This is a genomic window from Paenibacillus sp. L3-i20 (genome assembly GCF_022180385.2).
Lineage (GTDB): Bacteria > Bacillota > Bacilli > Paenibacillales > Paenibacillaceae > Pristimantibacillus.
Window position 1 is genome coordinate 2803185 of record NZ_BQME02000001.1, and the last position, 25714, is coordinate 2828898.

General features: G+C 41.1%; 19 protein-coding genes. 9 read left to right on the forward strand and 10 right to left on the reverse strand.

Annotation, left to right across the window (positions count from 1 at the left end):
* Positions 1-108: 108 nt before the first annotated feature.
* Together MFF31_RS12970 and MFF31_RS12975 are read left to right on the forward strand one after the other, a co-directional pair.
* Positions 109-2040, forward strand: a complete 1932-nt coding sequence (locus tag MFF31_RS12970; protein ID WP_238188381.1) for an FAD-dependent oxidoreductase — start codon at positions 109-111, stop codon at positions 2038-2040.
* 153 nt (positions 2041-2193) lie between these two features.
* Positions 2194-3087 carry a helix-turn-helix domain-containing protein gene (locus MFF31_RS12975; protein ID WP_375541290.1) on the forward strand — a complete coding sequence of 298 codons (894 nt, stop codon included), beginning with the start codon at positions 2194-2196 and terminating at the stop codon, positions 3085-3087.
* An 81-nt stretch (positions 3088-3168) separates the two neighbouring features.
* Here the strand turns inward: MFF31_RS12975 and MFF31_RS12980 are convergent, their stop codons facing one another.
* Positions 3169-4239 (reverse strand): helix-turn-helix transcriptional regulator, encoded by a 1071-nt coding sequence (locus MFF31_RS12980; RefSeq protein ID WP_238188382.1) that lies wholly within the window; start codon positions 4237-4239, stop codon positions 3169-3171.
* A gap of 109 nt (positions 4240-4348) precedes the next feature.
* On the opposite strand from MFF31_RS12980, the gene MFF31_RS12985 reads away from it, so the two are divergent.
* The gene (locus MFF31_RS12985; protein ID WP_238188383.1) at positions 4349-5491 is read left to right on the forward strand and encodes a saccharopine dehydrogenase family protein; all 1143 of its coding nucleotides are present in this window, start codon (positions 4349-4351) and stop codon (positions 5489-5491) included.
* 77 nt (positions 5492-5568) lie between these two features.
* On the opposite strand, the gene MFF31_RS12990 is transcribed toward MFF31_RS12985, so the two are convergent.
* Both MFF31_RS12990 and MFF31_RS12995 read right to left on the reverse strand, forming a co-directional pair.
* Positions 5569-7404 (reverse strand): ABC transporter ATP-binding protein, encoded by a 1836-nt coding sequence (locus MFF31_RS12990; protein ID WP_238188384.1) that lies wholly within the window; start codon positions 7402-7404, stop codon positions 5569-5571.
* Positions 7404-9137: an ABC transporter ATP-binding protein gene (locus tag MFF31_RS12995; RefSeq protein WP_248565478.1), complete on the reverse strand. Its 1734-nt coding sequence runs from the start codon at positions 9135-9137 to the stop codon at positions 7404-7406. The genes MFF31_RS12990 and MFF31_RS12995 overlap by 1 nt, the downstream gene beginning before the upstream one ends.
* 604 nt (positions 9138-9741) lie before the next feature.
* Between MFF31_RS12995 and MFF31_RS13000 the strand changes: the two genes are divergently transcribed.
* Complete coding sequence (locus tag MFF31_RS13000; protein ID WP_238188385.1) at positions 9742-10425, forward strand: TIGR00266 family protein; 684 nt, start codon at positions 9742-9744, stop codon at positions 10423-10425.
* Positions 10426-10472: 47 nt separating this feature from the next.
* Here MFF31_RS13000 and MFF31_RS13005 read toward each other — a convergent pair whose 3' ends face one another.
* Together MFF31_RS13005 and MFF31_RS13010 are read right to left on the reverse strand one after the other, a co-directional pair.
* A complete protein-coding gene (locus tag MFF31_RS13005; protein WP_238188386.1) occupies positions 10473-11225 on the reverse strand; it encodes an exodeoxyribonuclease III in 753 nt (250 codons plus the stop codon).
* A gap of 36 nt (positions 11226-11261) precedes the next feature.
* Positions 11262-11651, reverse strand: coding sequence for a DUF4190 domain-containing protein (locus MFF31_RS13010; protein ID WP_238188387.1), 390 nt, complete (start codon positions 11649-11651; stop codon positions 11262-11264).
* Between the two features lie 134 nt (positions 11652-11785).
* Here MFF31_RS13010 and MFF31_RS13015 point away from each other — a divergent pair, with 134 nt between their 5' ends.
* The 5 genes from MFF31_RS13015 (at position 11786) to MFF31_RS13035 (ending at position 19591) form a co-directional block, all read left to right on the forward strand.
* Positions 11786-13543 carry an ABC transporter ATP-binding protein gene (locus MFF31_RS13015; protein WP_238188388.1) on the forward strand — a complete coding sequence of 586 codons (1758 nt, stop codon included), beginning with the start codon at positions 11786-11788 and terminating at the stop codon, positions 13541-13543.
* Positions 13540-15312 carry an ABC transporter ATP-binding protein gene (locus tag MFF31_RS13020; RefSeq protein ID WP_238188389.1) on the forward strand — a complete coding sequence of 591 codons (1773 nt, stop codon included), beginning with the start codon at positions 13540-13542 and terminating at the stop codon, positions 15310-15312. Before MFF31_RS13015 ends, MFF31_RS13020 begins: the two co-directional genes overlap by 4 nt.
* Before the next feature lie 234 nt (positions 15313-15546).
* Entirely contained in the window at positions 15547-17439 is a 1893-nt protein-coding gene (locus MFF31_RS13025; RefSeq protein WP_238188390.1) for an LTA synthase family protein, read from the forward strand.
* A 146-nt stretch (positions 17440-17585) separates the two neighbouring features.
* Positions 17586-18188 (forward strand): TetR/AcrR family transcriptional regulator, encoded by a 603-nt coding sequence (locus MFF31_RS13030; protein WP_238188391.1) that lies wholly within the window; start codon positions 17586-17588, stop codon positions 18186-18188.
* Positions 18185-19591: an aldehyde dehydrogenase gene (locus tag MFF31_RS13035; protein WP_238188392.1), complete on the forward strand. Its 1407-nt coding sequence runs from the start codon at positions 18185-18187 to the stop codon at positions 19589-19591. The genes MFF31_RS13030 and MFF31_RS13035 overlap by 4 nt, the downstream gene beginning before the upstream one ends.
* Positions 19592-19765: 174 nt before the next feature.
* Here MFF31_RS13035 and MFF31_RS13040 read toward each other — a convergent pair whose 3' ends face one another.
* From MFF31_RS13040 to MFF31_RS13060, 5 genes are all read right to left on the reverse strand, one after another.
* The gene (locus MFF31_RS13040; protein WP_238188393.1) at positions 19766-20617 is read right to left on the reverse strand and encodes a carbohydrate ABC transporter permease; all 852 of its coding nucleotides are present in this window, start codon (positions 20615-20617) and stop codon (positions 19766-19768) included.
* Positions 20618-20691: 74 nt separating this feature from the next.
* Positions 20692-21600, reverse strand: a complete 909-nt coding sequence (locus MFF31_RS13045; protein WP_238188394.1) for a carbohydrate ABC transporter permease — start codon at positions 21598-21600, stop codon at positions 20692-20694.
* Between the two features lie 76 nt (positions 21601-21676).
* Positions 21677-23041, reverse strand: coding sequence for an extracellular solute-binding protein (locus tag MFF31_RS13050; RefSeq protein ID WP_238188395.1), 1365 nt, complete (start codon positions 23039-23041; stop codon positions 21677-21679).
* A gap of 273 nt (positions 23042-23314) precedes the next feature.
* Positions 23315-24154, reverse strand: a complete 840-nt coding sequence (locus tag MFF31_RS13055; RefSeq protein WP_238188396.1) for a PRD domain-containing protein — start codon at positions 24152-24154, stop codon at positions 23315-23317.
* Positions 24155-25651, reverse strand: coding sequence for a PTS transporter subunit EIIC (locus tag MFF31_RS13060; protein WP_248565479.1), 1497 nt, complete (start codon positions 25649-25651; stop codon positions 24155-24157).
* Between the last annotated feature and the right edge of the window lie 63 nt (positions 25652-25714).

Here is a 25714-nt window from a genome sequence, read left to right on the forward strand (position 1 = left end):
CATTAGAAGATTAATATACTTCCAAAATAACCCTAGTAATATATTGTATGAATGGGTCAGTTACGTCAAGTGCGTATTATTATATCGTTTTGATTATAAGGAGGCATTATGATTAGAAGCAGGAAGAGAAAAATTGTCATCTTTTCAGTATTAATATCGCTTTTATTAGCAGCAGGTAGTGTGACGTTTTGGCTTACGATAGAAAAAAAGAATAGCACAAAAAATACTTATTCACCGCAAGCTTTACTTGATGTAGAGTCTATTAATGAGCCTAAACCACAATATGATGTTATCGTCGCAGGAACTGATCCTGAAGGTGTAACAGCAGCGTTATCTGCCGCAAGGAATGGGTTAAAAGTGTTATTAGTTGATGGACGAAATAGAGAAATATTGGGTGGGCTCATCACGATTGGATGGTTAAATTCATTAGATTTGAATTATTCACCTAGCCAATCTGCTATGTCGGGTCAATTTAATTTCCTGAATAAAGGGATATTTCAAGAATGGTATGACCGACTGGAAGGAACATCGGTAGATACGAATACCGCTGCGAACGCTTTTTATGAAATGGTCAAGGCAGAATCGAATATCGATTTGCTCATGAAGGTTAAGAGCATGGAACCTTTGGTTGAAGTGTCAGGCGCAGCCAAGTCGATTAAAGGACTGCAAATTGTTGATAGTGTTGGCAAGATGCATAAAGTGGAATCATCTGCTGTCATTGATGCGACGCAGGATGGTGATATCGCAGCATTAGCAGGGGCTCCATTTACTTTAGGAAGAGAAGATATCGGTAATCGGGATGCACAGATGGCGGTTACCTTAGTATTCAAGCTTAGTGGAGTGACGCAAGAAGTATGGGATTCGTTCGAGAAGATTGGTGATGGTACAGGAATAGACAGCATGAGCGCATGGGGGTTTAAGGAAGCTAGAGAATATGTGTCATCGAATCCAGAGAGAGTTGGAATACGCGCACTTAATGTAGGCAGGCAAAATGATAACACGGTGCTCATTAATGCGATGCATATATTCGGAATTGACCCGCTAAATCCGGAATCAGTGAAGGAAGCACTTGAGATTGGTAGAAAGGAAGCACCGCTCATTACAAACTATCTACGCAAAACCTATAAGCAGCTAAAAGATGTTGAGTTTGCTGGTACAGCACCAGAGCTATATGTCAGGGAAACAAGACATATTCAAGGTGAATATCGCTTGACGACTGTAGATGTTATGGATAATCGAGATCACTGGGATGCAATTGCTTACGGATCTTATAAAGTGGATATTCAACGTCTCAATCATCAGGATAGAGGGGCAATTGTTGTTGCTCCTGAGCAATATGGGGTGCCTTTCCGTACATTAGTTCCGCTTGAAGTAGACAACTTATTAGTTGTGGGACGTGCGGCAAGTTTTGATACGATTCCACACGGCAGTGCACGCGTCATACCGCTAGGTATGGCTACAGCTGAAGCAGCTGGAGCTGCGGTGAAACTTTCGCAAGACAAGAAGGTTACGTTCCGTGAACTATCTAAGTCAAAGGAGTTAATATCAGAGCTTCGAAAACAGCTAACAAAGCAAGGAATGGACCTGGTCGCTGTTCAGTATGACAAGCCCGAATATATGAAACATAAACATTACAAAGGACTGCTTGCAGCTGTCAGTATGTCCCTCACTTTCGGCGGTGACTATAATGACGCGTGGGATCTCGACGGTAAAGCAAATGCAGGTCACTTCGCCAATAATATGATGATGGTAAAGACGGTTCATTCAGGCAACTTTGCTGGTAATCCATATGCTGCTATAGCAAATCTGGAAGAACCAGGGAAGCAACAGTTAACTCTTGATCAACTAGCATATACGGTACTCGTGACTGCGGGTATTGCAGTGGGACCAAAGGAAGCTTTAGCAATGCTCAAAGGCTTACGTCTGGTCGAAGAAAGTACGATTAAAGAGCTTGAAGATACAACATCTCTAAGCAATGGCGAAGTGTTTTCCATTGTTCGTGATGTTGTGAAAAATCACGTTGGCGTAAGTTACGAATAGCTTCTATTATAAAATATTGAAACGTAATTATGGGCTGTACACCGTCGTGCCTGCTGACGGGGTACAGTTCTTATTGTACTTTCTTTAACTTAGCAAAAGCGATCAAAAACAAGTAAACATCCTATGTTAATGTTTGATACAAGGAGTGATCACGTGAAATATCATCCTATGATTAATCAAGCGATAGGTTATATTGAAACTCATTTGGAGGAAGAGCTTACGTTGGAAGACGTTGCGGCCGCGGCGGGATTTTCGATGTATCACTTTCACCGCATTTTTCAACAGCAGGTAGGAATGTCAGTTATCGACTATGTGCGATGCAGACGTTTGGCTGGTGCCGCAGCGTTGTTGTTGCATTCTACTGAGGATATTTTGCAAATTGCAATTCAATGCAAGTTTGAATCACAGGAAGCTTTCACACGTGCATTCAAGAAAGTATACAACCTGCCACCTGGTCGTTATCGCAAGTTAATAATGAATCTTAACGGACAAATGTATAAGGAGGTTCAAACGATGAGCAGTAAGAAGCAGGGGATAAAAGGATGGATTTTGAGTGGCTGCAATCCAGCTGATTATGTGATGGGGATAGATCGTGAAAATGTGCATATGGGGAAGGTCTCCGGTTATTTAAAGTCCATGACCGCAGTTTCAGCAGATCAATTTGCAACTATGATGCAGCAATTTAAAGCAGATAAGTTTAAAGGCGAGCGAATTAAACTATCGGCTTTTATTCAATCGGAGGATGTTGAGTATTTTGCCGGGCTGTGGATGAGAGTAGACAATTCGACAGGAGATACGCTTCAATTTGATAACATGAGCGATCGTCCGATCGTTGGCACTAGAGCTTGGAATTTATATTCTATCGTTCTTGATGTACCGGCTGGCAGTGACCTAATTTCCTTCGGGGTACTCCTTACTGGAAAGGGAAAAGTATGGATGGATGGCTTCACCTTCGAAAAAGTGGATAAACGTACCGAAAGTACAAACATGCAGATGAGTTCGGATCTTATGGACGAACCGACAAACCTTTCATTTGAAGAGGAATAACTGGTGAAGTGTTGTTTGCTATATCATTAATGAATGAGATGAAAAAAATCGGGAGCCCTGCTTACTAGGGTTCCCGATTTTTCATTCAATTGCGTATCGAGTGAACAATTGCCAGACAAGCTCTCGGCGGCTGTTGACATTTGTTTTGTCGAATATCGATTTGAGATGATCCTGTACGGTATAGGCAGAGATGTGAAGCGTTGAAGCAATTTCTTTTGTGGAGCACCCACGGAAGATTTGCTCTGCGATATCCGTTTCCCTTGGGGTTAGGTCATATGCTTTCGCAATCAGAGGCAGAATGTCTGAAGGTTTGGCTATCTCGAATGATAGAACAATACAATTCTCGCCCACTAGTCCATTCAGCTTGCTGGCACGCAGCGTTAAATAGGTCCCATCAGGAATTCGGAGACATACTTTGGCTGCTGGCATAGATGCAGAGGAAGGTAAGTCTGTATCAGCAAGTGCTCTTACGCTGACTGCTTGAATGGGTCTTGGTAATTGATCGCTAGAAATGTTCTCCCACTGTCGGAGCAGTTGCAGCCACTCGGATGCAGCATAATTGCTTGCAAGAGGGACAAGTCCAGTAGAAATCGTCATCATGCCAGGATCACTATTTTTATTTACTGCATTGCCTGCCTCAGGCAATGTCAATGTGAAACGACGCAGCTCCGTTGCTATAATTGGTGCTGTTGTTCGAATAAGGTCCATTTCACCTTGGCTGAAAGGTGGCTGCTCACTTGTACGGAACAAAGTTAGATGTCCCCAACATGCCCCGTCTGTAATAAGAATTGCCCTCAGTTCATCGCCGAATCCTGCTGGTTTTAGCACGCCCCGGTATCTTTCACTTTGTTCGGGTTGTCCATTTGTAGATTGATATAAAGTAGCGACCATTATTTCCGAACGCACCAAATCACTATATACATTTATATCATCATGCACATATTCCGACTCTAATAGTTTATTATGGATGGTTTCTACGCCATCTTCAGTTACTGCTCCCGTCGAAAGCAAAGTAATTGGATCTACTGCGGAGCAACAAGCTGCCTCGAAAGGCAATGCCTCTCTAAGTGCGGCGATTGTAAGCTCCCTATATTGCTGTGAGGTTTGAGAACGTTTTGCAAGCGAATTTAGTTTTTTCGTTAAAATGTCCATCGTGTATTCCCCCTGCGCCGCATTTCCCATAAATGTGGGATAGTCCTTATTTGCTGTTTCTATATAATTGAGAATAATTCTTAGTTAATTGTAAGAGATAGACACAGGAATGGAAAGAGAGCTGATGGGATTGAAGAGGGATATTGTCGTAATTGGCGGATATGGACACGTTGGCGGAGCGATATGTAATGCTCTAAGTGAACTATATCAGGGACGTATATATGCAGCTGGGAGAAGTAAGGAGAAGGCAGAACGTTTCTGTGCCAATACGGGAGGGCATGTGAAGCCTCTGCAACTTAATGTAGGGAATGTCATTGATATGGAGTGGTTGTCATCGGTTAAGCTAGTTGTTATGTGTCTGGATCAGAGTGACACTGCATTTGCGGCAGCATGTTTGCGAAGCGGCACCCATTATATTGATGTTTCAGCGAATGGTACATTTTTATTAGAAATGGAGAAGTTAAATGATGTCGCCAGTGTGTCGGGAGCTACAGCAGTTATTAGTGTCGGTTTAGCACCAGGACTTAGCAACCTTTTGGTACGACAGGCACGCAATACATTTGAACATCTCGATCACGTTTCAATTGGCATTATGTTAGGTCTTGGCGATAGTCACGGGAAAGCGGCTATCGAATGGACGGTAGATAGTTTAGCAGATACATTTGAAGTAATGGAAGCGGGTGAACGAGTAAGTGTGAAAAGCTTTACAGATGGACGAACAATTGACTTTGGAGGAGGGCTTGGGAAACATAGAGCGTATCGATTTCCATTCTCCGATCAGGTTATGCTGCCAAGGACAATGAGTACTAGCTCAATAGCGACTCGACTATGCTTTGACTCACATATTGCTACTTCGCTAGTAGCGTTTATGACGAAGCTTGGTTTAACTAAATTTTTTAGAGGGAAGTTCATCAGATCGATTGTTGTTAAAGCATTTGAAAAGATGAGTTATGGCTCTGATCGGTATGCATTAAAGGTTGATGTAACTGGTCGCATGGATCGCGAGAACAAGTTAATGCAATTGTATGTGCAAGGAAGAGTTGAATCGAGCGTGACGGCATCAATGGCTGCAGCGACAGTAGATTTAGTGTATCGCGCCAACCTGCCAGTAGGAGTGTATCACTCTGAACAACTGTTTGAACTGCTTGCACAAGATGATCGTTTAACACTTGCATATGTGCAAGGGCAGCAGGAAACAACGACTGCCAGAGTTTGGGCTGAGGACGTGAAATACTGGTCGCATATAAAATAGATTCTATCAGACGAAAGAGGACCTCCAAAAAGCCATCGCTTTTTGGAGGTCCTCTTAGATACCTAACTTGTTTGTGCTTACTCTGCTTCCCCACCGTCCATCTGTTTCCAAAGTTTGCGATAGAGTCCATCCTCACGTTGGAGCAACTCACGATGTGAACCGTTCTCTTTAATTAGACCTGTCTCCATTGCAATGATTGTGTCTGCTTCTTGTACGGTTGTCAGGCGATGGGCAATTACAAGTAGAGAACTGCCTCGTTCACGTATGCGGGACAAGATAGCTTCCATAACTCGTCGTTCTGTTTCTAGATCCAACGCAGAGGTGGCTTCGTCAAATATCCAGATTGGTCTTGCAGCTAGTACAGCACGAGCTATGGCTAGTCGCTGTTTCTGTCCACCGCTGAGTGAAGAGCCATGTTCGCTAATTTGTGTGTCATAGCCATCTGGAAGAGCTTCAATGAACGAATGAGCTTCCGCAATCTTTGCTGCTTCAATAAGATCAGATTCGAGTGCATTAGGCATAGCCATCATCAAGTTTTCTCGTATAGTACCAGAGAAGAGATAAGGATTTTGTGGTACATAAGACACGTTCTTTCTAGCAAATTCAGCATTTACTAGGGAAGATGAGCCATTAATATGTACGGAACCTTCGATCGGGAAGAGCAGACCTGCGCCTAGTTTAGCAACAGTCGATTTGCCAGATCCACTGGAACCTACAATAGCTGTAAAAGTGTCGGGACTAAGCGAGAGCTGGAAATCTTTCAGCAAAGGTTCATTCATCTGACCAAATTCAGAAGTGTCCACACCATCCATTTCTTGTATATTGGCATGTTGTTGGTAGTGAAAAGTGACATTATTCCAGCTCAAAATGGGATTTTCACTTAGAGCAGCGTTAGCTGGAATAACTTCGACTTTTTCATTAGGTTCTTTGTTAGCTCGCCATATGCTGGATATACGAGTAGCAGCACCCTTTGATTCCTGAACTTCTCCCCATAGACGTCCAAGAATGAGCAGAGGGTCGTAAATTCTCCAAATGAGGATGAAGAATGCCATTAACGTTCCCAGCTGAAGTTTGCCCTGAACAGCCATCCATGCAACTGTAAGAATGGACCCCCATGCAATGAACAAAGCTAAAGTAGTTGTTAGTACATTTACTAATTGTTGGAGCCACATTCTCCGTAAATAAAGTTTATTAAGATTTTGACGTTGCGTGATGAATCGATCCATCATCCAACTCTCGGCATCGAACGCCCTTAACGTGTCCATACTTTGTAATGCTTCCTGTTGGCATTGACGAAAGCTACTTTCTTCATCAGCCACTTCTTTTCCAATTCGTTCTAATCTATGGCGCAGCAGATGGCTGCCAATTAAGCCTAAGGGCATAAGAATCATCACGCCAACGGCAACTTGCCATTGGAGTTTCAGCATATAGAGCAATGCCAGTATTAGCATAATAACTTGGTTTCCCATATTGTTAAAAATTCTTTCAAGTAATACGGTCACTTTGCTCGAATCTAACATAATTCGTTGTGATAGATCAGCAGTATGTGAGGCTTGAGATCTTTCTAGTGGAAGTCGCTGTGCATGATCAACTAAATCTAATGTAATGTCCCGATGTAATTTACTCATATTATCCTGCTTGAGATAATGGCCCAACAGCCCGAGTCCACTTAAAACAATTACGAGGACAATGAAGAGGATGAGTAAATTTTGAACTTCTTTTAATTCGCCGTTTTCTAAAACGTTGAAATAAATCTCAAGTACATAAGGAGTAAGCATCATAATAACCATATCACTAAGACAGAAAAGTATAGCAATGACAAACCATAGTTGCCCAGAGCCAAGCCGCTTCCAAAGCATAGGAACGAGCTCGCGAATTCTAGGGTTTCGACTTAGTACACTATATTTGTTCATTAGGCTAGGCTCCTTTCATACACAACTTCTTCATCAACCCATTCGCCAGCTTGAACTAACGATGCATATCGTCCCCGTTGATCCATAAGTTGTTGATGAGTTCCTGCCTCCATTAATTGACCATCTTCCACATACAAGATACAGTCAGCATCTCTAACAGTAGACAGTCGATGGGCAACAACAATGACAGTACGGTCTTGCTTCATCGTATGAAGCGCTTCTTGCATAAGAGCTTCGTTGGTCGCATCAAGAGCTGAAGTAGGCTCATCAAGTAATAGAATACGAGGGTCACGTACGTAAGCTCTTGCCAGTGCAAGACGTTGTCGTTCGCCTCCTGAAAGTCGACCGCCACCTTCACCAAGTATGCTTTCATAGCCATTTGGGAGGGCTTCGATGAAGGAGTGAGCGTTAGCCAGCTTTGCTGCTTCCTTAATTTCATCAATAGTAGCATCAAGCTTCCCGATACGTATATTGTCTGCTACAGTTGCGTCGAGTATGGCAGCGTCTTGAGGCAAATATGCTGTTTGCTCCCGCCATTGTTTCCAATTGTCATTATGGAGCGCTGAGTTCCCATAATGAATCGTACCCGAATCAGCCGGATACAATCCGAGTAAAAGCTTTAGGATAGTACTTTTGCCGCTGCCGCTAGGACCTACTAGAGCTGTTGTGTTGCCTTGAAGAAAGCTGGCAGAGAAGTTTTTAATAATGATCTTATCGCCATAACGAAAGGTCACATTGTCCAGATGAATATCTGCTTGAAGTGGAAGTTTGATTACGCTGTCTGAACTTTTATGTTGATCAGAGGGAGGTTCCTCGGTTAGTTCCAGAACCCGACCTGCATGTGCAATTGCGTCTTGAACAGCTGCCCAAGTGTTAGATAGTTGAGCCATGGGAAATACAAGTCTTTCATAAGAAAGGACAAATGCAGCAATAGAACCGATACTAAGCGTTTGCTGAGAGACCATCCAAGCCCCCATAATAAAAATATAAGCTTGACCCAAAAAGAACCCTATCGTAATCGTTGAGTTTGTCATCGTTCGAAGAAAGTCTGTGCGAAGCCATCTCCGCCTTGTAGTTTCAAGATTGCTCTCCCATTGCTTATTGAACGAATCCCGAAGACCATAGCTCCGAGATACTTCCCCGCCTTGAAGTTGATCAAGTAGAGAAGCATCGGTAATTGCTTGTGACTCATTCGTTAGTTCTTGGTTTCTGCGAATGGGTTTGCCTAACCAGTTGCTTAAGAGAGGTATTAGCAGCGCAACAGTAATTGCCCCCGCCATAAGCTCCCACGAGAGAACGGTCAAATAGGTAAATAAAAATACGATAGATAGTGAGTTTTGGATAAGTTCAGGCAACTTCTGATTAATGCCTGTTTGAGCGCTAGTTGCGGATTGATTCATCCTTTGGAGCTTATCACCAGTATGCCAACTCATAAATCTAGCCATTTTCATAATAAATAGTCCTTGTAACACTTCGCGTTGAAGATCTTGTGTTGTTCGGTTGGACAGTTTCTGCATGAGAAAGGCTCTAATCGTGGAGATAGTAATTTCACCCGCGAATAACACCCCAAACAATAGCGCAGCGGATTTAAGTGCGTTACTGTCCATTTCTTTTGCTGCGTTAAACAATTGACGCATCGCTTCCGCCCAGCCAACAGGCAGTAAGGATGCAGCAAGAGCAATAATGCTTACACCGATATAAGAAACCCAATGCTTTTTAGCTCGTTTCATCATGATCAAAAGAATACGATAAGAGCTTGTTTTGTTCATTTGGTTCAAGTGAGCACCTCCGAAATATACCTCTAGTTATCAATAATGACATAAAATACAAAAAGAGCATAGATACCCTAGGTTGAATTTATAACTGTCCATAGGATGAGAAATCCATTTCGCTCCAAAAAATCACTTGATATAGAACGTTTGTTCTGATAAATTGAAAATTAAGGGGGTTAGCTGAAAGTAGTAGATTCGATTGCGACTTAATCTTGCAAAAGGTAAATGAATTTCTCTGCCCATAAGCAGTAAATGTAAGAGCTTTGGATATAGCCTATTTCATTAGGTTGCAATTAGATCATAGTATAGCTTTTTATTGCTCACAATCCATATTTGTATACTGGATTAATAACTATAAAAAATACCTTTTTTATATAATGAGTGACTCAATTTTAGTTAAAGACAACAACTTAAACTGTAGTAAACTAGTATGCGTAATCTAATAATTCGATAAATATAATTGTCATTAGAACAGGACTGTAACGTTAACGATTCCCCATAAAATTGGAAATCGGCTATAATAATCATATAACGGAACAGAAACAAGTTAGGGAGTGAGTAGGATATGAAATATGAAGTGCTGAACAAAGGTGCATTTGCGATGTTAAGTATACAACTTGCACAAGGGGATAGAATTAAGGCGGAATCAGGAGCGATGGTATCCATGTCGCCTACCCTTGAATTGAAAGGTACAACAAATGGAGGCATTATGAAAGGGCTCGGACGGATGCTAAGCGGAGAAAGCTTCTTCTTTCAAGAGGTGAACGCTGCAAGAGGCAATGGAGAGCTACTCCTCGCACCTAAGACGTTAGGCGATGTTCAGGCCATTGAATTGGATGGCAGTCATAAGCTTCTTGTGCAAAAAGATGGTTTTCTTGCTGCTACAGAAGGTGTAGAAGTTAGTACGAAAATGCAAAACTTAAGCAGAGGGATATTTTCTGGGGAAGGTTTTTTCGTAGTTGAAATTAGCGGCCGAGGTACAATATTTCTGTCATCCTTCGGTGCTATACACGAGGTAAACCTGGCACCAGGAGAAGAAGTTGTTATCGATAATGGTCATCTCGTAGCTTGGCCGAGCACGATGCAATATAGTATTGAGAAGTCTTCCAAAGGTTGGGTATCCAGCATTAAAAGTGGTGAAATGCTCGTTTGTCGTTTCCGTGGAGAGGGAGTCATACTTATTCAGAGCCGTAATCCTGCAAGTTTTGGCAGTTGGCTTCGTCGTTACGTTCCAACTTCGTCGAACTAGAAAATAAAAATTGTCCTTAATCGATTTTGATTCGATTAAGGACAAAATTAGTCTAGCTCCAAGGAAACAGGGCAATGATCGCTTCCCATAATAGCGGAATCGATGTCAGCTGCTGTAATGTTGGTTGCTAGTCTAGCAGATACGAGAAAATAATCGATGCGCCAACCGACATTTCGTTCCCTTACTTTAGGCATGTAAGACCACCATGAGAATGAATCCGTTCGCTCAGGGTAGAGATGACGGAAGGAATCGACGAATCCAGCGCTAAGAAGGCGTGACATACAGGAGCGTTCCTCAGCAGTGAATCCGGAATTTCCATGGTTAGACTTTGCGTTCTTTAGATCGATTTCTTCGTGAGCGACGTTTAAATCGCCACATATAACAACTGGTTTATTACAATCTAACTTCTGTACATAATCGAGGAAGCGTTGTTCCCATTCCAACCGATAATCGAGCCTTGAAAGATCACGTTTGGCATTTGGGGTGTACACATTTACAAGATAGAACGTTTCGAATTGCAACGTAATAACTCTGCCTTCTGGTTCTTCATTTTCCTCTAAACCATACCAAATGGATAATGGCTTTTCTTTTGTAAATACAGCAGTACCGGAGTAGCCTTTTTTCTGAGCATAATTCCAATAATGATGATAAGCTCCCAGATCTAGATCAATTTGACCTTCTTGCAGCTTCGTTTCTTGGAGACAAAAAATATCAGCATTAACACTCTGGAAATAATCAATGAATCCTTTGCCAACACAAGCGCGAAGTCCATTCACATTCCAGGATACAAGCTTCTTCATAATTGTGTGGTCTCCTTGAGTCAGAGTTAGTAGGTCTTAGTAATAGGAAGGCGAATCTACTGTGGCTGCAAAAATCACAATAATAACAAAAATCACCACTATAACTATCCACAATAAAGAACCAATAATAGAAGTGACTAAACCAGCGATAGCAAGTCCTCGTCCTTGTTCGTTACTCTTCTTAATTTCTTTAAGCGATAATATACTTAAAATAAAGCCAACTATTCCTGGTAAAAATCCGATATATGGTATAACAAGTGAACATATTCCTAGTACTAAACCTGCAATTGCTTTCCCATTGGTCTTGGGTGGATAAGGATAAGGTTGAAACTGCTGTTGATTAGAAAATTGGGGTTGTTGCCCGAATGGATCAGAAGTATGGTTTTGATTATTCTGATTGTTGTTATGATCCGAGAATTGATTCAATGTATTGCCTCCTTTTTACTTAAGTTGATCGTAAACGAATAATGTCGAACGAGCAACTAATCTGTAAAAATAATATCAGACATGTCTATTGCTTACAACTCATGATTGTATAGCAAGATAGGAAAGGAATCATAATGCGTAAGCCAAAGAATTCAGAAACCTTTAGTCATTACTATAGTATGCTCAGCAAATATTTATTACCTCATAAGTCAACGTTGGTCGGATTAACCGTTCTCCTATTTGGCTCCATTGCACTTCAACTCGTCAATCCGCAAATCATTCGCTATTTTATCGATACTGCAACGTCAGACAAGCCGATTGAGCTTCTAATGTATGCTGCATTAATGTTTATCGGATTTTCGATCGTTCAACAGATCATTGCAGTTTTTGCTACTTACGTCAGTGAAAATTTGGCATGGCGTACAACAAACAAGCTGCGTGGTGACTTAGCGGAACATTGCCTGCGATTAGACATGACTTTTCACAAATCGAATACGTCAGGTTCTTTAATTGAACGGGTAGATGGAGATGTAAATGCGCTGGCCAATTTTTTCTCAAGCTTTATCATCAACATGGCAGGTAACGTAATTCTCACGATCGGTATCATTATTCTGTTATTCCGCGAAAATGTTTGGATCGGCGCAGGTATGCTAATATTTGTGCTGTCTGCTCTTTATATTGTGAAAAAAATTCGGAAAATAGCGGCTCCTGTTTGGGCAAAATGGCGGCAGTCGAATGCGGAGTTCTATGGGTTTATCGGTGAACATTTGGAAGGTACCGAAGATACTCGTGCGAATGGTGCATCTGGCTTCGTCATAAATCGGTTTTCTTCCTTAATCCGGCGAATGCTACCACTTAGAAAAAAAGCATTTTTGGGCTTTGCATCAATGTGGATCACAACTATTATCGTATTTGCACTTGGTAATGCTATGGCATTTGCGATTTGTGCATATTTGTGGAAAACAGGCAACATAACGATAGGTACGATCTATCTCATCTTTTTTTATACGGAATTGCTTGCTAAGCCAGTTGAGAAAATTCGTATGCAGCTTGAAGATTTGCAAAAAGCAGATGCAAGCTTAAAACGTATTAGAGAGCTCTTTAACTTAACGTCAAAGATTCAAGATGGTCCTGGGGTAAAGTTGCCAGAGGGACCTTTGGCATTAGCTTTTCACAATGTAACCTTTGGATATGAAGAACAGCCTACTCTGATTGCTCTAAATATTGACGTAAAGCCTGGACAAGTACTTGGCTTGTTAGGACGTACTGGCAGCGGGAAAACGACAATTGGTCGTTTGCTGCTCCGTTTTTATGATCCCCAGCAAGGGCACATTACATTAAACGATATCGATATTAGAAACTGTAAGTTGTCAGAACTGCGAGGTAAGGTTGCTTTAGTTACACAAAGTATCGAAATATTGCAAGGAAGTGTAAGAGATAATTTAACCTTCTATAATAGAAGTATTTCAGATGAAACTATAGTTGAAGTGCTGGGGGATTTAGGGCTAGGAGAATGGCATGCATCACTACCAAACGGTCTTGATTCATTGCTTGATTCAGGTGGAGGCAGCTTATCTGCGGGCGAGGCTCAATTGCTTGCGTTTGCTCGTGTGTTTCTGAATGAACCAGGACTCGTCATCTTGGATGAAGCATCCTCTAGATTAGATCCACTAACGGAGCAACGTCTTGAAAGAGCAGTTGATAAGCTTCTTCGCGAGCGTACGTGCATCATTATTGCACATCGGCTAGCTACAATTGAACGAGCAGATCAAATTGTCATTCTTGAGCAAGGAACAGTTATCGAGTCTGGAGCAAGAATTAAGCTGGCAGAGGACCCTTCCTCCAGATTTAGTCGAATGCTTGCAGCCGGGCTAGAGGAGGTAACAGCATGAGCACTTTTAAATATATGATGAGATTAATTGGTTATCGTAAAAGCTTGTATTTTGTTAATGCACTCATCTGGACCATAATTTACATCATTCCTATTTTTCCCGGCCTTATTGTAAAAGCATTTTTTGATTCGTTGACGCTTGATGATCCAGTTATTTATGGAACTGGGATGTTAGTAGCTATGCTAATTGGAGTGGCGATTGCTCGAAGTTTAAGCGTATGTATAGGATTTATTACAGATGTAAACTTTAGATTTAGGGTGAGTATGCTACTTAGACGAAACTTGCTTGAACATGTACAGAAGGAGCCGGGAGCTAAGGCAATACCTTGCTCACCTGGAGAAGCGATTAGTTACTTCCGTGATGATGTCGATCAAACGGAAGAAGCAACCAGTTGGTCTGTGGATGTATTCGGTATGACCTGCTTTGCTGTTATTGCTTGCTTTATACTTATACGTATTGATGCAGGGATGACGCTGCTCGTATTTCTTCCACTTGTACTCGTAGTTATTGCTGCACAACTTGCTACGACGAAGCTGCAGAAGTACCGCTCTGCGAGCAGAGAAGCGACCTCAAAGGTTACTGGAGCGATTAGCGAGATGTTCGGCAATGTGCAAGCGATACAAGTTGCCGGTGCAGAAAAGCGGGTAGTAGATCGCTTTAGAATTCTCAACGAAAATCGGCGTAAGACGATGCTTAAAGATAAGTTAATGACTGAAGGGCTAGACTCGATTTTTTCGAACACCGTTAATTTGGGAACGGGATTGATTCTTCTGCTTGCAGGAGCAAAAATGCGCAGTGGGGAATTTGCAATTGGAGATTTTGCACTTTTTGTGTATTACTTAACGTTTGTTACTCAATTTATTGCTAACTTTGGCAGGTTTCTAACTTATTTTAAACAAATGAGCATCGCATTATCCCGATTGACTTGGATTTTACAAGGATCACCTGCAAAGGTGCTTACATTGTATAAATCATTGCGTTTGCGCAAAAAGGATGAACAAGTAACAGAAACAGCTGTACTTTCGGAGAGCGAAAAGCTTGAGCTACTTGAAGTAAAAGGATTAACCTATCGCTATCCAGAAACAGGCAGAGGAATTGAAAATATAGATCTTCATTTGCCGAAAGGTTCTTTTACAGTAGTGACTGGTCCAATCGGTTCTGGCAAAACAACACTTGTACGGGTTCTGCTTGGTCTTCTGCCAAAAGATAGTGGAGTAGTACATTGGAATGGAGTAGAAATAGCTGATCATGCTTCATTTTTTATTCCACCTAGAAGTGCCTATACAGCTCAAGTTCCAAGGTTATATAGTGATTCGCTTCGCGATAACATTTTGTTAGGCCAACCATTTCATGAAGATGCCATGCAAAGAGCTATTCATACTGCAGTAATGGAAGATGATCTCAAACAGTTGCCAGAAGGTTTAAATACGATGATAGGGCCGCGGGGAGTTAAGTTGTCTGGCGGACAAGTGCAAAGGAGTGCAGCTGCTAGAATGTTAGTAAGAGAGGCAGACCTCTTCGTATTTGATGATCTTTCGAGTGCACTTGATGTTGAGACGGAACGTAAGCTTTGGACTCGACTATTTGCAGAAAGAGGAGAGGCGACTTGTTTAGTTATCTCTCACAGAAAAGCAGCGTTATCCAATGCGGATCATATTATTGTAATGAAAGATGGCTACGTTGAAGCAGAAGGAACACTTGATAAACTGCTGGAAGAAAATGAATCTTTCAGAGGGCTCTGGCATGGTGATCAAGAGGTGCGAGATTAAATGGAGGGACGCCTAAAGCCCGCATACCGTAGGAGAGATGCGCTATTCTCCAGCCCTTGAATTACGATTTATAATGTTAGTCTGGTATTCTTCTCTCTGCGATTGTAAATAGGTTCCTATTTATTTATTTTGATAGATACGTTAATATAAGCATAACAATTAAAAATACACTTGCAACCGTCGATTACTGACGGTTTTTGTTGTTGGCAATGTATTATTCAAGGAGTGAGAAAGTTGAATTCGATTTTGAACGTTTTTCGCAAATCACCTTTTTGGACAACCTTTATTCTCGTAATGGTAAAAATGGCTTTCTTCCGTCAATTTACTTTTGGCGGTATACAAGTGGACAGATTATTGTCCGATGCAGCAGCAGTTTTGGTGCTGTTATGTGTGTTTGAGTTAATTACAACTTCAAGATGGAAGTCACTCGTATTCAACACAACGAATGTCATTTTATCTATACTGCTGTTTTCATGTACGGTTTATTTCACATTCTTCGGCAATATACCGACATATACTGTTCTACACAGTTTAGATCAAGTAGGCGGAGTAAAAGAAAGTGTAGGATCTGCAATTAGTTTGAAATTTTTTGTGTTCTTTTTGGATTTAGCACTGCTAGCTGTACTTTACTTGCTGACGTTAAGAAGCAGAGATGACAAGGCGGAAAGCAAATCTGCAGCCAAACCACTATATGTTGGTATTGCATTATTAGTTGCTATAGGAGCTTCTTTCCTATATATCCGTACAGATATGAAAATTACGAATGAGCTTGTTCAAGCGGAAAGACTTGGTGTTCTAAACTATCAAGTAGCAACAGCCGTCAATTTGGCAAAAGATAAAAAAGCAGTTGAAAATGGCTCTGCATTAGAAACGATGGAGACATTGGAACAGCTAGAACAAAGCTTCATAGGTGAAGGAGAAGGCGGCGTTGTAGAGGCCGGTTCCTCTAACTTTTTTGGAGTTGCAAAAGGGAAAAACGTGATTGCTATACAATTGGAATCTTTCCAAGATATGATGATTGGTCTAAAAGTAGGTGGACAGGAAGTAACACCAGTACTAAATGATCTCATTAACAAAAATAGCTTCTACTTTCCAAATATGTTTCAACAGATTGGTTTAGGAAATACGTCCGATGCAGAATTTTTAATGAATACTGGTATTTATCCAATCGGGAATGTTGCAATGTCAAAGGCATATGGCGATCGTGAAATACCAAGTTTGCCAAGACTTCTAGCAAAGCAAAATTACGTCTCGAATACATTCCATGTTAATGATGTAACTTATTGGGATCGTCAAGATTTATATCCTGCACTAGGATTTGATAAGTATTATGATCGTCCGAGCTTCGTAAATGATGAGTTTAATGGTCTTGGTGCTTCGGATGGTGAAATGTATCGTGTAGGCTTAGAGAAGCTAACAGAACTTCACAAAAAAAACCAGCCATTTTATGCACATTTCATTGCAACATCGAGTCATCATCCATTCTGGGTGAAAAAGGAGTTCAAGAACATTGAAATTCCAGTCGAGCTGAGCGGTACGCAGTTAGGACATTATGTTGCAGCGACAAACTATGCTGACAAAGCATTAGGTGATTTCATTGAGAACTTAAAGAAAAATGGCATGTGGGAAGATACTATTTTAGTCGTTTATGGTGATCACCATGGTTTGCAGCCAAAAGAAAATGACCCAGCTTGGGTCGAAAAAGTGCTTGGAATCAACTATGATGAACGTATTAGCCGCTTCAATGTCCCTTTGTTGATACATGCTCCAGGTGTAGAAGGGAAAACATATGGGGGTGTGGCTGGACAAATCGATATGATGCCAACCGTTGCTAATATGCTTGGTATTTCATTGAAGGACGAAGGCTATACTGTTTTCGGCAAAGATTTGCTTAATACAAAGAGAAATGTAGTCGCTATGAGAGCTTACTCTCCTAAAGGAACGTTCTTTAATGATGAGATTATGTTTATACCAGGCAAGGGCTTTGAAGATGGAACAGCAATCGATTTGAAGACGATGGAGCCAGTAGAAGACTTCAGTAAACATCGGGCAGACTATGATTACATTATAGAGGTAATGAAGCTTTCTGATGGTTATATGAAGCTTCTGCCTAAGCGAACAGAATAATTAACATTCACAAGATGAAGAGAATGTCCCCTTGCAGATGAACATGCTTCGGGACATTCTTTTTCTTGTTATAGCGATAAAAACATGATAGAGTGATTTGATTAACGAACGTTCGTTCGTCAACTCATTCGAGGAGGGAACATGATATGAGTATTGCGCTGAAAGAAGCCGCATTAACTATATTTACGCAATACGGATATGAAGGTACGTCACTTTCGCAAATTGCTGATCAAGTTGGTCTTAAGAAGCAGTCGATATATGCACATTTTAAAGGTAAAGATGATTTATTCTTACAGGTGGTTCGAGATGCCTTTGAGATAGAGCTGGAACGTATTACTGCATTATTAAAGGATAATGAAGAAGCCTCACTTGAGGAATGTTTGTATAAAACGTTACGCAGCTATATCGATAGTTTTCAAAGTTCTAGTCATCTACGTTTTTATTTGCGCGTATCTTTTTATCCACCGCCTCATTTATATGCTGAAATTAATGGGTATTCAACCGAACACGTTGATCGAATAAGTGAGTTCTGGTTAGTACGATTTCTACAAGCAGCCGAGCAGGGCGAGCTGGGAGAATTAAATGCTGAGACGGCGAATGTGGCATTTTCGGCATTAGTAGACTCTATTTGTTTGGAACTGGTGTACGGTGGATCTGACAGAACGGAGCGACGTCTTGAAGCAGCATGGCAGGTGTACTGGCAAGGCATTTCAGGAAGTTCTAAGTCTCATAAGGAGGTTCTGAGATGATGATTACGAAAGAAGTTGACGTGCATCGTATTTTAGATGAGCATAGGCAATTCTTTTATTCTGGTGCTACTGCAAGCAGTACATATCGGTTAGAACAATTATTAAAGCTACGCTCTGCTATTATTCGTTACGAGAATGAACTTTCCGCTGCTCTGCATAAAGATTTAAGAAAAAGTGAAACAGAGGCTTACGCTTCGGAGATTGGGCTTGTATTGAATAGTATTGGCGTTATAGCTAAGAAGTTGAAGAAGTGGATGAAGCCTAGAAAAGTAAAAACACCCATTCAGCTCTTCGGTACAAAAAGCTACATTATGCCGGAGCCTTACGGCACGATATTGATTGTCAGTCCGTTTAATTATCCTGTTCAACTAGTGTTCGAGCCATTGATTGGCGCTATAGCAGCAGGAAATTGTGCAGTAGTGAAGCCGTCTGAACATACACCGCACGTATCGGCTGTTATTAGCAAGCTTATAGAAGAAACGTTTGATTCATCCTATATTAGAGTTATCGAAGGGGAGAAGGAGACAACTTCTGCTCTTATCAATGCTCCATTCAATTATATCTTTTTTACAGGCAGTGTAAGTGTAGGCAAGATTGTGATGCAGGCTGCAGCGAAAAATCTTGTTCCTGTCACACTGGAACTCGGGGGCAAAAGTCCCGTAATTGTCGATCGGGCCGCCAATCTTGAGCTTGCAGCGAAGCGCATCATATGGGGTAAATTCCTTAATGCTGGGCAAACCTGTATCGCACCGGATTACATGCTTGTCCATGAAGATGTGAAGAAGCCATTGCTTGCAAAACTTCGTGAAACGATCACTTCATTTTATAGTGATGACATACAGAGGAACGATGATTTTGGACGGATCATTAACGAGAATCAATTTGATCGTTTGGCGAAGTTGTTGGAATTGGATGCTAAACATATCATTTTCGGTGGGAGACAGGATCGTGCAGATTTGTTTCTTGAGCCGGCACTTCTCGATATTGGCAAAGTAGGCGATGGTGCTTTGGACGTTGCTACTATGGATGATGAAATTTTCGGTCCGATATTGCCGATATTGACCTATTCACACATAGATGAAGCGATAAAGATGATCCGGCAACGTCCAAAACCGTTAGCATTATATCTCTTTACAGAAGATGATGCGATCCAGTCGTTAGTACTGGGGACATTATCATTTGGCGGAGGATGTGTGAACGATACACTTTCACATATTATCAATCATGAACTCCCGTTTGGTGGAGTTGGAACATCTGGTATTGGTGGCTATCACGGTAAACATAGCTTTGAGCTATTCTCTCACAACAAGAGTATACTAAAGAGAAGTACTCGCTTTGAGACCGGTATTATGTTCCCTCCATACAAGGGAAAGCTTAAATGGATACGTAAAGTATTGAAATAGAGTCCAATATAGCAGTCAGAGATAGTAAAGCGAACTGAAAAAAGCATCACCTAGCGGGTATGGCTGTTAAGAACAGCTGCACCATGCTAGGTGATGCTTTTTATTTCACTAATGAGGGAAAGCTGAGTCTTTACTGAATGGATGTTAACTTCTGCATTGGCAGTTGTTCGATTACTATTTTACTGCACCGGCTGTTATACCGCCTGTAATTTGTTTCTGGAACACGGAGTAGAGAATAATGATTGGGATCATAGAAATAACGAGTGCTGCGAACAATGGTCCCCATTCAGTACGATATTGCATTTCACCCTGCATAACCGCAATAGCGACAGGCAACGTATAAATTTTTTGCATTGGATCGTTCATTATGATCGTTCCCAAAATGTATTCGTTCCAAATAGTGAGTATATTCATAATCGCCACTGTAATGAGTCCAGGTCTTGAAAGAGGCAGCATAATACGGAAGAAAGTACCTGCTTCGGAACTGCCGTCAATTGCCGCTGCTTCTTCCATTTCCTTCGGGAGTGATTTGTAAAATGAAACTAATACAAAAATACCAAACGGTAAAGCTCCTGCACTGTAGACTAAAATTAGACCAAGGATGTTATTCGTAAGGTGTAAGCTGTCTAACAAGAAGAAGAGAGGTATCAAACTTAATATAAGTGGTATCATCATCGCAGATACGTAGATGAAATACAGAAAGTTGCTGCCTTTGAATGGAAACCTGGCAATTACATAAGCAGTCATGGCCGATAGAAGAAGTGCCAGTGCTGTACTTGCTAAAGTGACAGTGACTGAATTGAAGAAATAACCAGCAAATTTGTATTCTGTCCATACGTAGGAAAAGTTGGACCAAATGAGCGGGAAGTCAGGCAGAGCCCAAGGTTTGTTTCCATAAAATTGTTTATTGTCCTTCAATGATGAAAGTAGTGTCCATACTAGAGGATATACAACTGCTACTGTCCATACCAGCAGAAGCAGGCGGACAATCCACGTAACAAATGATTCTTTTTTGGTGAGCTTCATGATGGCTGCCTCCTAAATTTTTGTGAAGCAAATGCGCTTCAAACGGATAGAGTAACGATTGGAAGATCCGCTAGTTACATTTGGACTGCATCACGTTTCATTAAACGATTTAGAATTAATGAAGTAGTAAGCGTAAGCACGAGAATAAGTACGCCTATAGCGGAGGCATAACCCATATGATATTGTTTGAACCCAATTTGGTATAAGTATGATCCCATAACCTGTGTAGAATTGTCTGGACCGCCTTCAGTCATAAGCCAAATAATGATGAATGAGCCGTTAAGTGTCGTAATGACGATATGAATGATAGATACCTTCATTTGCTCCCAAATGAGCGGAATGGTAATATGCTTGAACTGATGCCATCTGGAAGCACCATCGATATTGGAAGCCTCGTACAATGACTCAGGTATATTCATAATTGCGGCCATCAATAAAATCATATAAAAGCCAATACCAGCCCATACAGCAGGAGCAAGAATCGACCACATTGCTGTGTTCGTTTGTCCTAGCCAAACTGTAGTTACCGCTTCATTCGTAAACAAGGAGAGAAAGGCATTGAGAAATCCGATATCTGACGGATTATAAATATATCTCCATAGAACACCGATGACAACAACAGAGATTAGGTTTGGAAAAAAGAGAATGACTCTAAACAGAGATGAACGTTTAATGTTTAAGCGTGTCAGGGCAACGGCAAGAAAAGTAGCAATAATAAGAATCAAAACGACTTTTCCGATTACAAGAAAATAGTCATTAAAGATAGCTGTACGAATAATTTCATCCTGGAACAATCGTTTATAATTGTCGATGCCTATAAATTTCATATTGCCTGAATAACCAGACCATTTAAAAAAGCTTATATATAAGCCCTTTAGCAGAGGATATGCAGTTAAGAAACAGAACAAGATGAAGGTTGGCAATATAAAGCCCAGTATGAACATGGCACGTCTTAGTCGATAGGATATTGGTTTGGCTGTCATGGCTCACACGCCCCTTGAAAAGTCATAGTACAGGCAGAGGAGGAACAATCCTCGACTGCCTGCTGTTACATCATAATTATCTTGCTGCAGCTGCAGCTTTCTCCATACGCTCGCCCCACTCAGCAGGTGTAATACGTTTGTCAAGCAATGCGATGATGGAGTCTTGAAGTGCTTTTTCTACATCTGCATTAACGATTAGTGCAGGTGCTACAACTAGCTCAGTGCTATTAAAGTAATCCATTGCTGTTTTTACAACTGGACCAGCAGAGGACGTGCTAAGATCAGCTTTGACGTTCATAATAGCGCCTGTCATCTCAGCCCAATCTACTGCGTATTTCTCAGTGAAAATAAATTGTAGGAACGCTTTAGCAGCTTCTGGATTTTTTGCTTTCTCAGCAATTGCAACGGATGCTGTGTAAGGGATTGCTACATATTTTTCGCCTTTATCTTGCATGATGGATGGAATGAAATCAAATTCGAAACCAGCTGGAACATCTTTGATCATTTCGTTCTCAAGCCACAAGCCATTAGGAATAAATGCTGCTTTGTGCTGTAGGAACGCCATTTGGGAATCAGTATGGTTAAGTGCGATTGAACCCGGGTCAACTAGTCCTTTGTCACGCATTTGAACAACTTTATCTAGCGCTTTCATAATCGGTTCGCTTTTGAATACACCTTCTTCTAAGCTAGCCATTCTGGAAATGATAGAGCCGTCGTTACCGTTTTCAGATACGATTGCGGAGTTCAGTAAGCCTCCGTTAATGTAATAAGGATATACGCCTGTGTGAATGTAAGGGGAAACGCCTGATGCTTTAATCTTTTCGCTTACTGCTAGGAAACTTTCGAAATCAGTTGGTTTTTCCCAACCTTGCTTAGCGAACCAAGCTTTATCGTAGAAAGTTCCCCATGAACCGAATACGAGAGGCATTGTGAAGTTTTTGCCAGCGTAATCAGTCGGTTGGCCGATTGCGATGTCTAGAAGAGCTTTGCCATCTTTGTTTTTAGCTTCTTTCAGAAATTCAGTCATATCAAGCAGTTGACCATCGGTTACCATTTGAGCTTCGTTTGAGCCTGCACCATCGATATAAACGAAATCTGGAGGTGTGCCTTGAATCCAGCGTGGTCTCATTTGCTCGTTAATTTGTGATCCTGCTGTTTGTGTTACTTTTAAGTTTGGATTAGCTTTTTCGAATTCAGAGACTACATGTTTCCACCATTTGTCACCATATCCGCCAACGAAGTATTGAATTTCGAATTCGCCGGTTAATCCTTCGGTTGCTGCAGTTGGCTCTGAGGAAGTTGTAGCTTCAGTTTCCTTAGGTGCTTCAGTTGCTGCTGGCTTTTCTGTTTCTTTATTTGCACCTGAGCAAGCAGCAAGCATACTAACCGCTAGTAGCAGTACTAACGTGATTATTACTGATTTTTTCTTCACATTTGTCATCGTTTAATCTCCCCTTAACATGAGTTGGTGGTCCATAAGATCTATCCATACTTCAGTTTTTTATTGGTTACAATCTCAACTGCGATCACGATCCCCCTTTCTAGAGAAATAAAAAAAGGACATTAGAAACGAAGCAAAAAATAGCTTCGATAACTAATGCCCTTTCGGTAACACATTATCGTGAGTTGTTATTTTGTTTTACGATGCAATGTTATAAAATTTTAACTTTTATGTCAATCATTATTTTTAAAATATGTGAAATTAATTTTTATATTATAGCTGTTCACGCTGATTTAGACGTTCGATATGAAGAGTAAGGAAGCCGATTTCATCGTCAGGAACAGGCTTTTTGAGCTGTTCTTCTAACAATCGGGATAGAGTTAAAGAATAGTTGTAAGATTGTGGATATTCGATTTTTATTTTTTGGAGCAACGGATTTTTAATATGTGCTTCTTTTCTAATGCGGTCGATAAGTCCCTTGAGATGAGAGATGAAACGGATGGAGGAGAAGGAGTCATTAAATTGCAGACCCATAACTTTGGCCTCATCCATTACTTTTGCTACAAGTCTAACGACAGCTAACGTCTCTGTTCCGCGTTCTCGGTTGCGCGCTCCATGGAAATGCATCGCAAGGAAGGAAATTTCATCATCAGGAAACTTTGCATCAAGTTTTTGATTCAAGTAATTAACGGCTTCGGCGGCGGCCTCATATTCTTCCTTATACATCAGTCGGATTTCGTAAGCGAACGGATTAGTAATAAGCACACCTCTACGGCAACGTTCAATAGCAAAGTTAATATGATCGACTAAGGCAGCATGAATTGTCTCAGAGAATTCGCCCTCCAGTCGCTGCTGGGCCATCGCAATAACTTCTTCCGTTATTCCTACAATTCGAGTATCAACATTGTTTAATATTTGCTCGTAATGTTCAATTGTCTCCATAGTGTGCAAGAAAAACTCCTGTGAAATTTCTTTTTCCACCACATTCATACCAGGCTGCTTCTTAAAGCCGATTCCTTTTCCGAACACAATAGAATTTTTACCGGAGGATAGTTTGGTCATCACTACATTGTTGGAAAGCACGTGGATAATCCTTCTTTCAATTGCGGCCATCTACTTACCTCCTGTTCTAGTTGCGTTCAATTTAATTAGTTTCTGAATCTCTTCTTTGATTAGCTCGGAATCTGTGCCGAATACGACATGTACACTGTCTTTGCCAATTCGTATAATGCCTGCAGCACCGAGCTCTTTAAGCGCATGATCTTGTACATGATTTGGTTCTTTTAGTGTCAGACGAAGTCGCGTTATACAAGCATCGATGTCTATAATATTTTCGTTGCCACCGATAAATTCCAACACTTCAGCAGCTTTTTGTGTCATTAATTTTGGACTTGTAGTTCTTGAAATAGGCATAGCATTACTAATAATCGGAATGTTTGCTAATACGGGATTTTCAATATTGTCAGGCATTCGTCCGGGTGTAGCGAGATTAAATATACGAATAAATAAATAAAATATGAAATAATAAATGATGAAATAGGCTATGCCTACAGGGAATATAAGCCACGGATTAGAGGCTTCATTCCAGTTAATAGCAAGATCGATGAAGCCAGCAGAAAATCCAAATCCCATCTTTACCTCTAGTATATACATAATCATCATAGAGAGCCCAGTTAGTAGAGAGTGTACAACAAACAGGGATGGTGCTACTAGCATGAAAGCGAATTCAATTTGCTCTGTAATGCCGGTAAGAAAAGAGGTGAAAGCACCACTTAACATAATGGACATAATGACTTTACGGTTTTCTGGTTTTGCACATTTGATCATTGCAAAAGCTGCACCTGGTAATCCGAACATCATAATTGGAAAAAAACCTGTCATATACGTTCCAGCAGTAGGGTCACCGGCATAGAACCTTGCAAGATCACCTTGTACAATTTTGCCCCCGGCCTCTGAAAATTCACCAAGTTGGAACCAAAGAAGATTGTTAATAATATGATGCAATCCCGTTGGAATGAGCAGGCGATTAATGGTTCCGTAGAGAAAAGTACCAATGCCGCCGGTTGATTCTAACCAAAGTCCAAACACTTGAATCGTTTCTTGTATAGGCATCCAAATAAATCCTAATGCTCCGCTTAGAACCGTCATCGTTATACATGTAATGATCGGAATAAACCGTCTACCTGAAAAAAAACCAAGCGCTTGAGGCAATTGTATATCTTTAAATCGGTTATAGAGATAAGCGGTTATGCCCCCCGTAATGAGGCCTCCAAGAACGCCCATCTGGACATTTGCATCTGCTAAATCATTGGTATGTATAACTTCAAATGTTCGCATAACCTCTTGAAATACTAAATAACCAACTGCGGCAGATAAAGCTGCAACACCTTGTCCTTGCGTGAGACCAATGGCGATACCGATAGCAAAAAGAAGGGGGAGGTTGTCAAAGATTGCTCCGCCAGCTGCCTCGCAAATTGCCGCTAATCGAATGAGGAATGGTTCATCGAATTCGATCTTGCCAAATCGAAATAGTATAGCAGCGGCAGGCATAACCGCAATGGGAATCATTAATGAACGACCAATACGCTGGATGTAACTCAATTTGCCCATCACCCCATTTTATGCTAATAAAAAAAGAGCGCAGCTCAAGAACAACATCCCTTCTTGAACTAA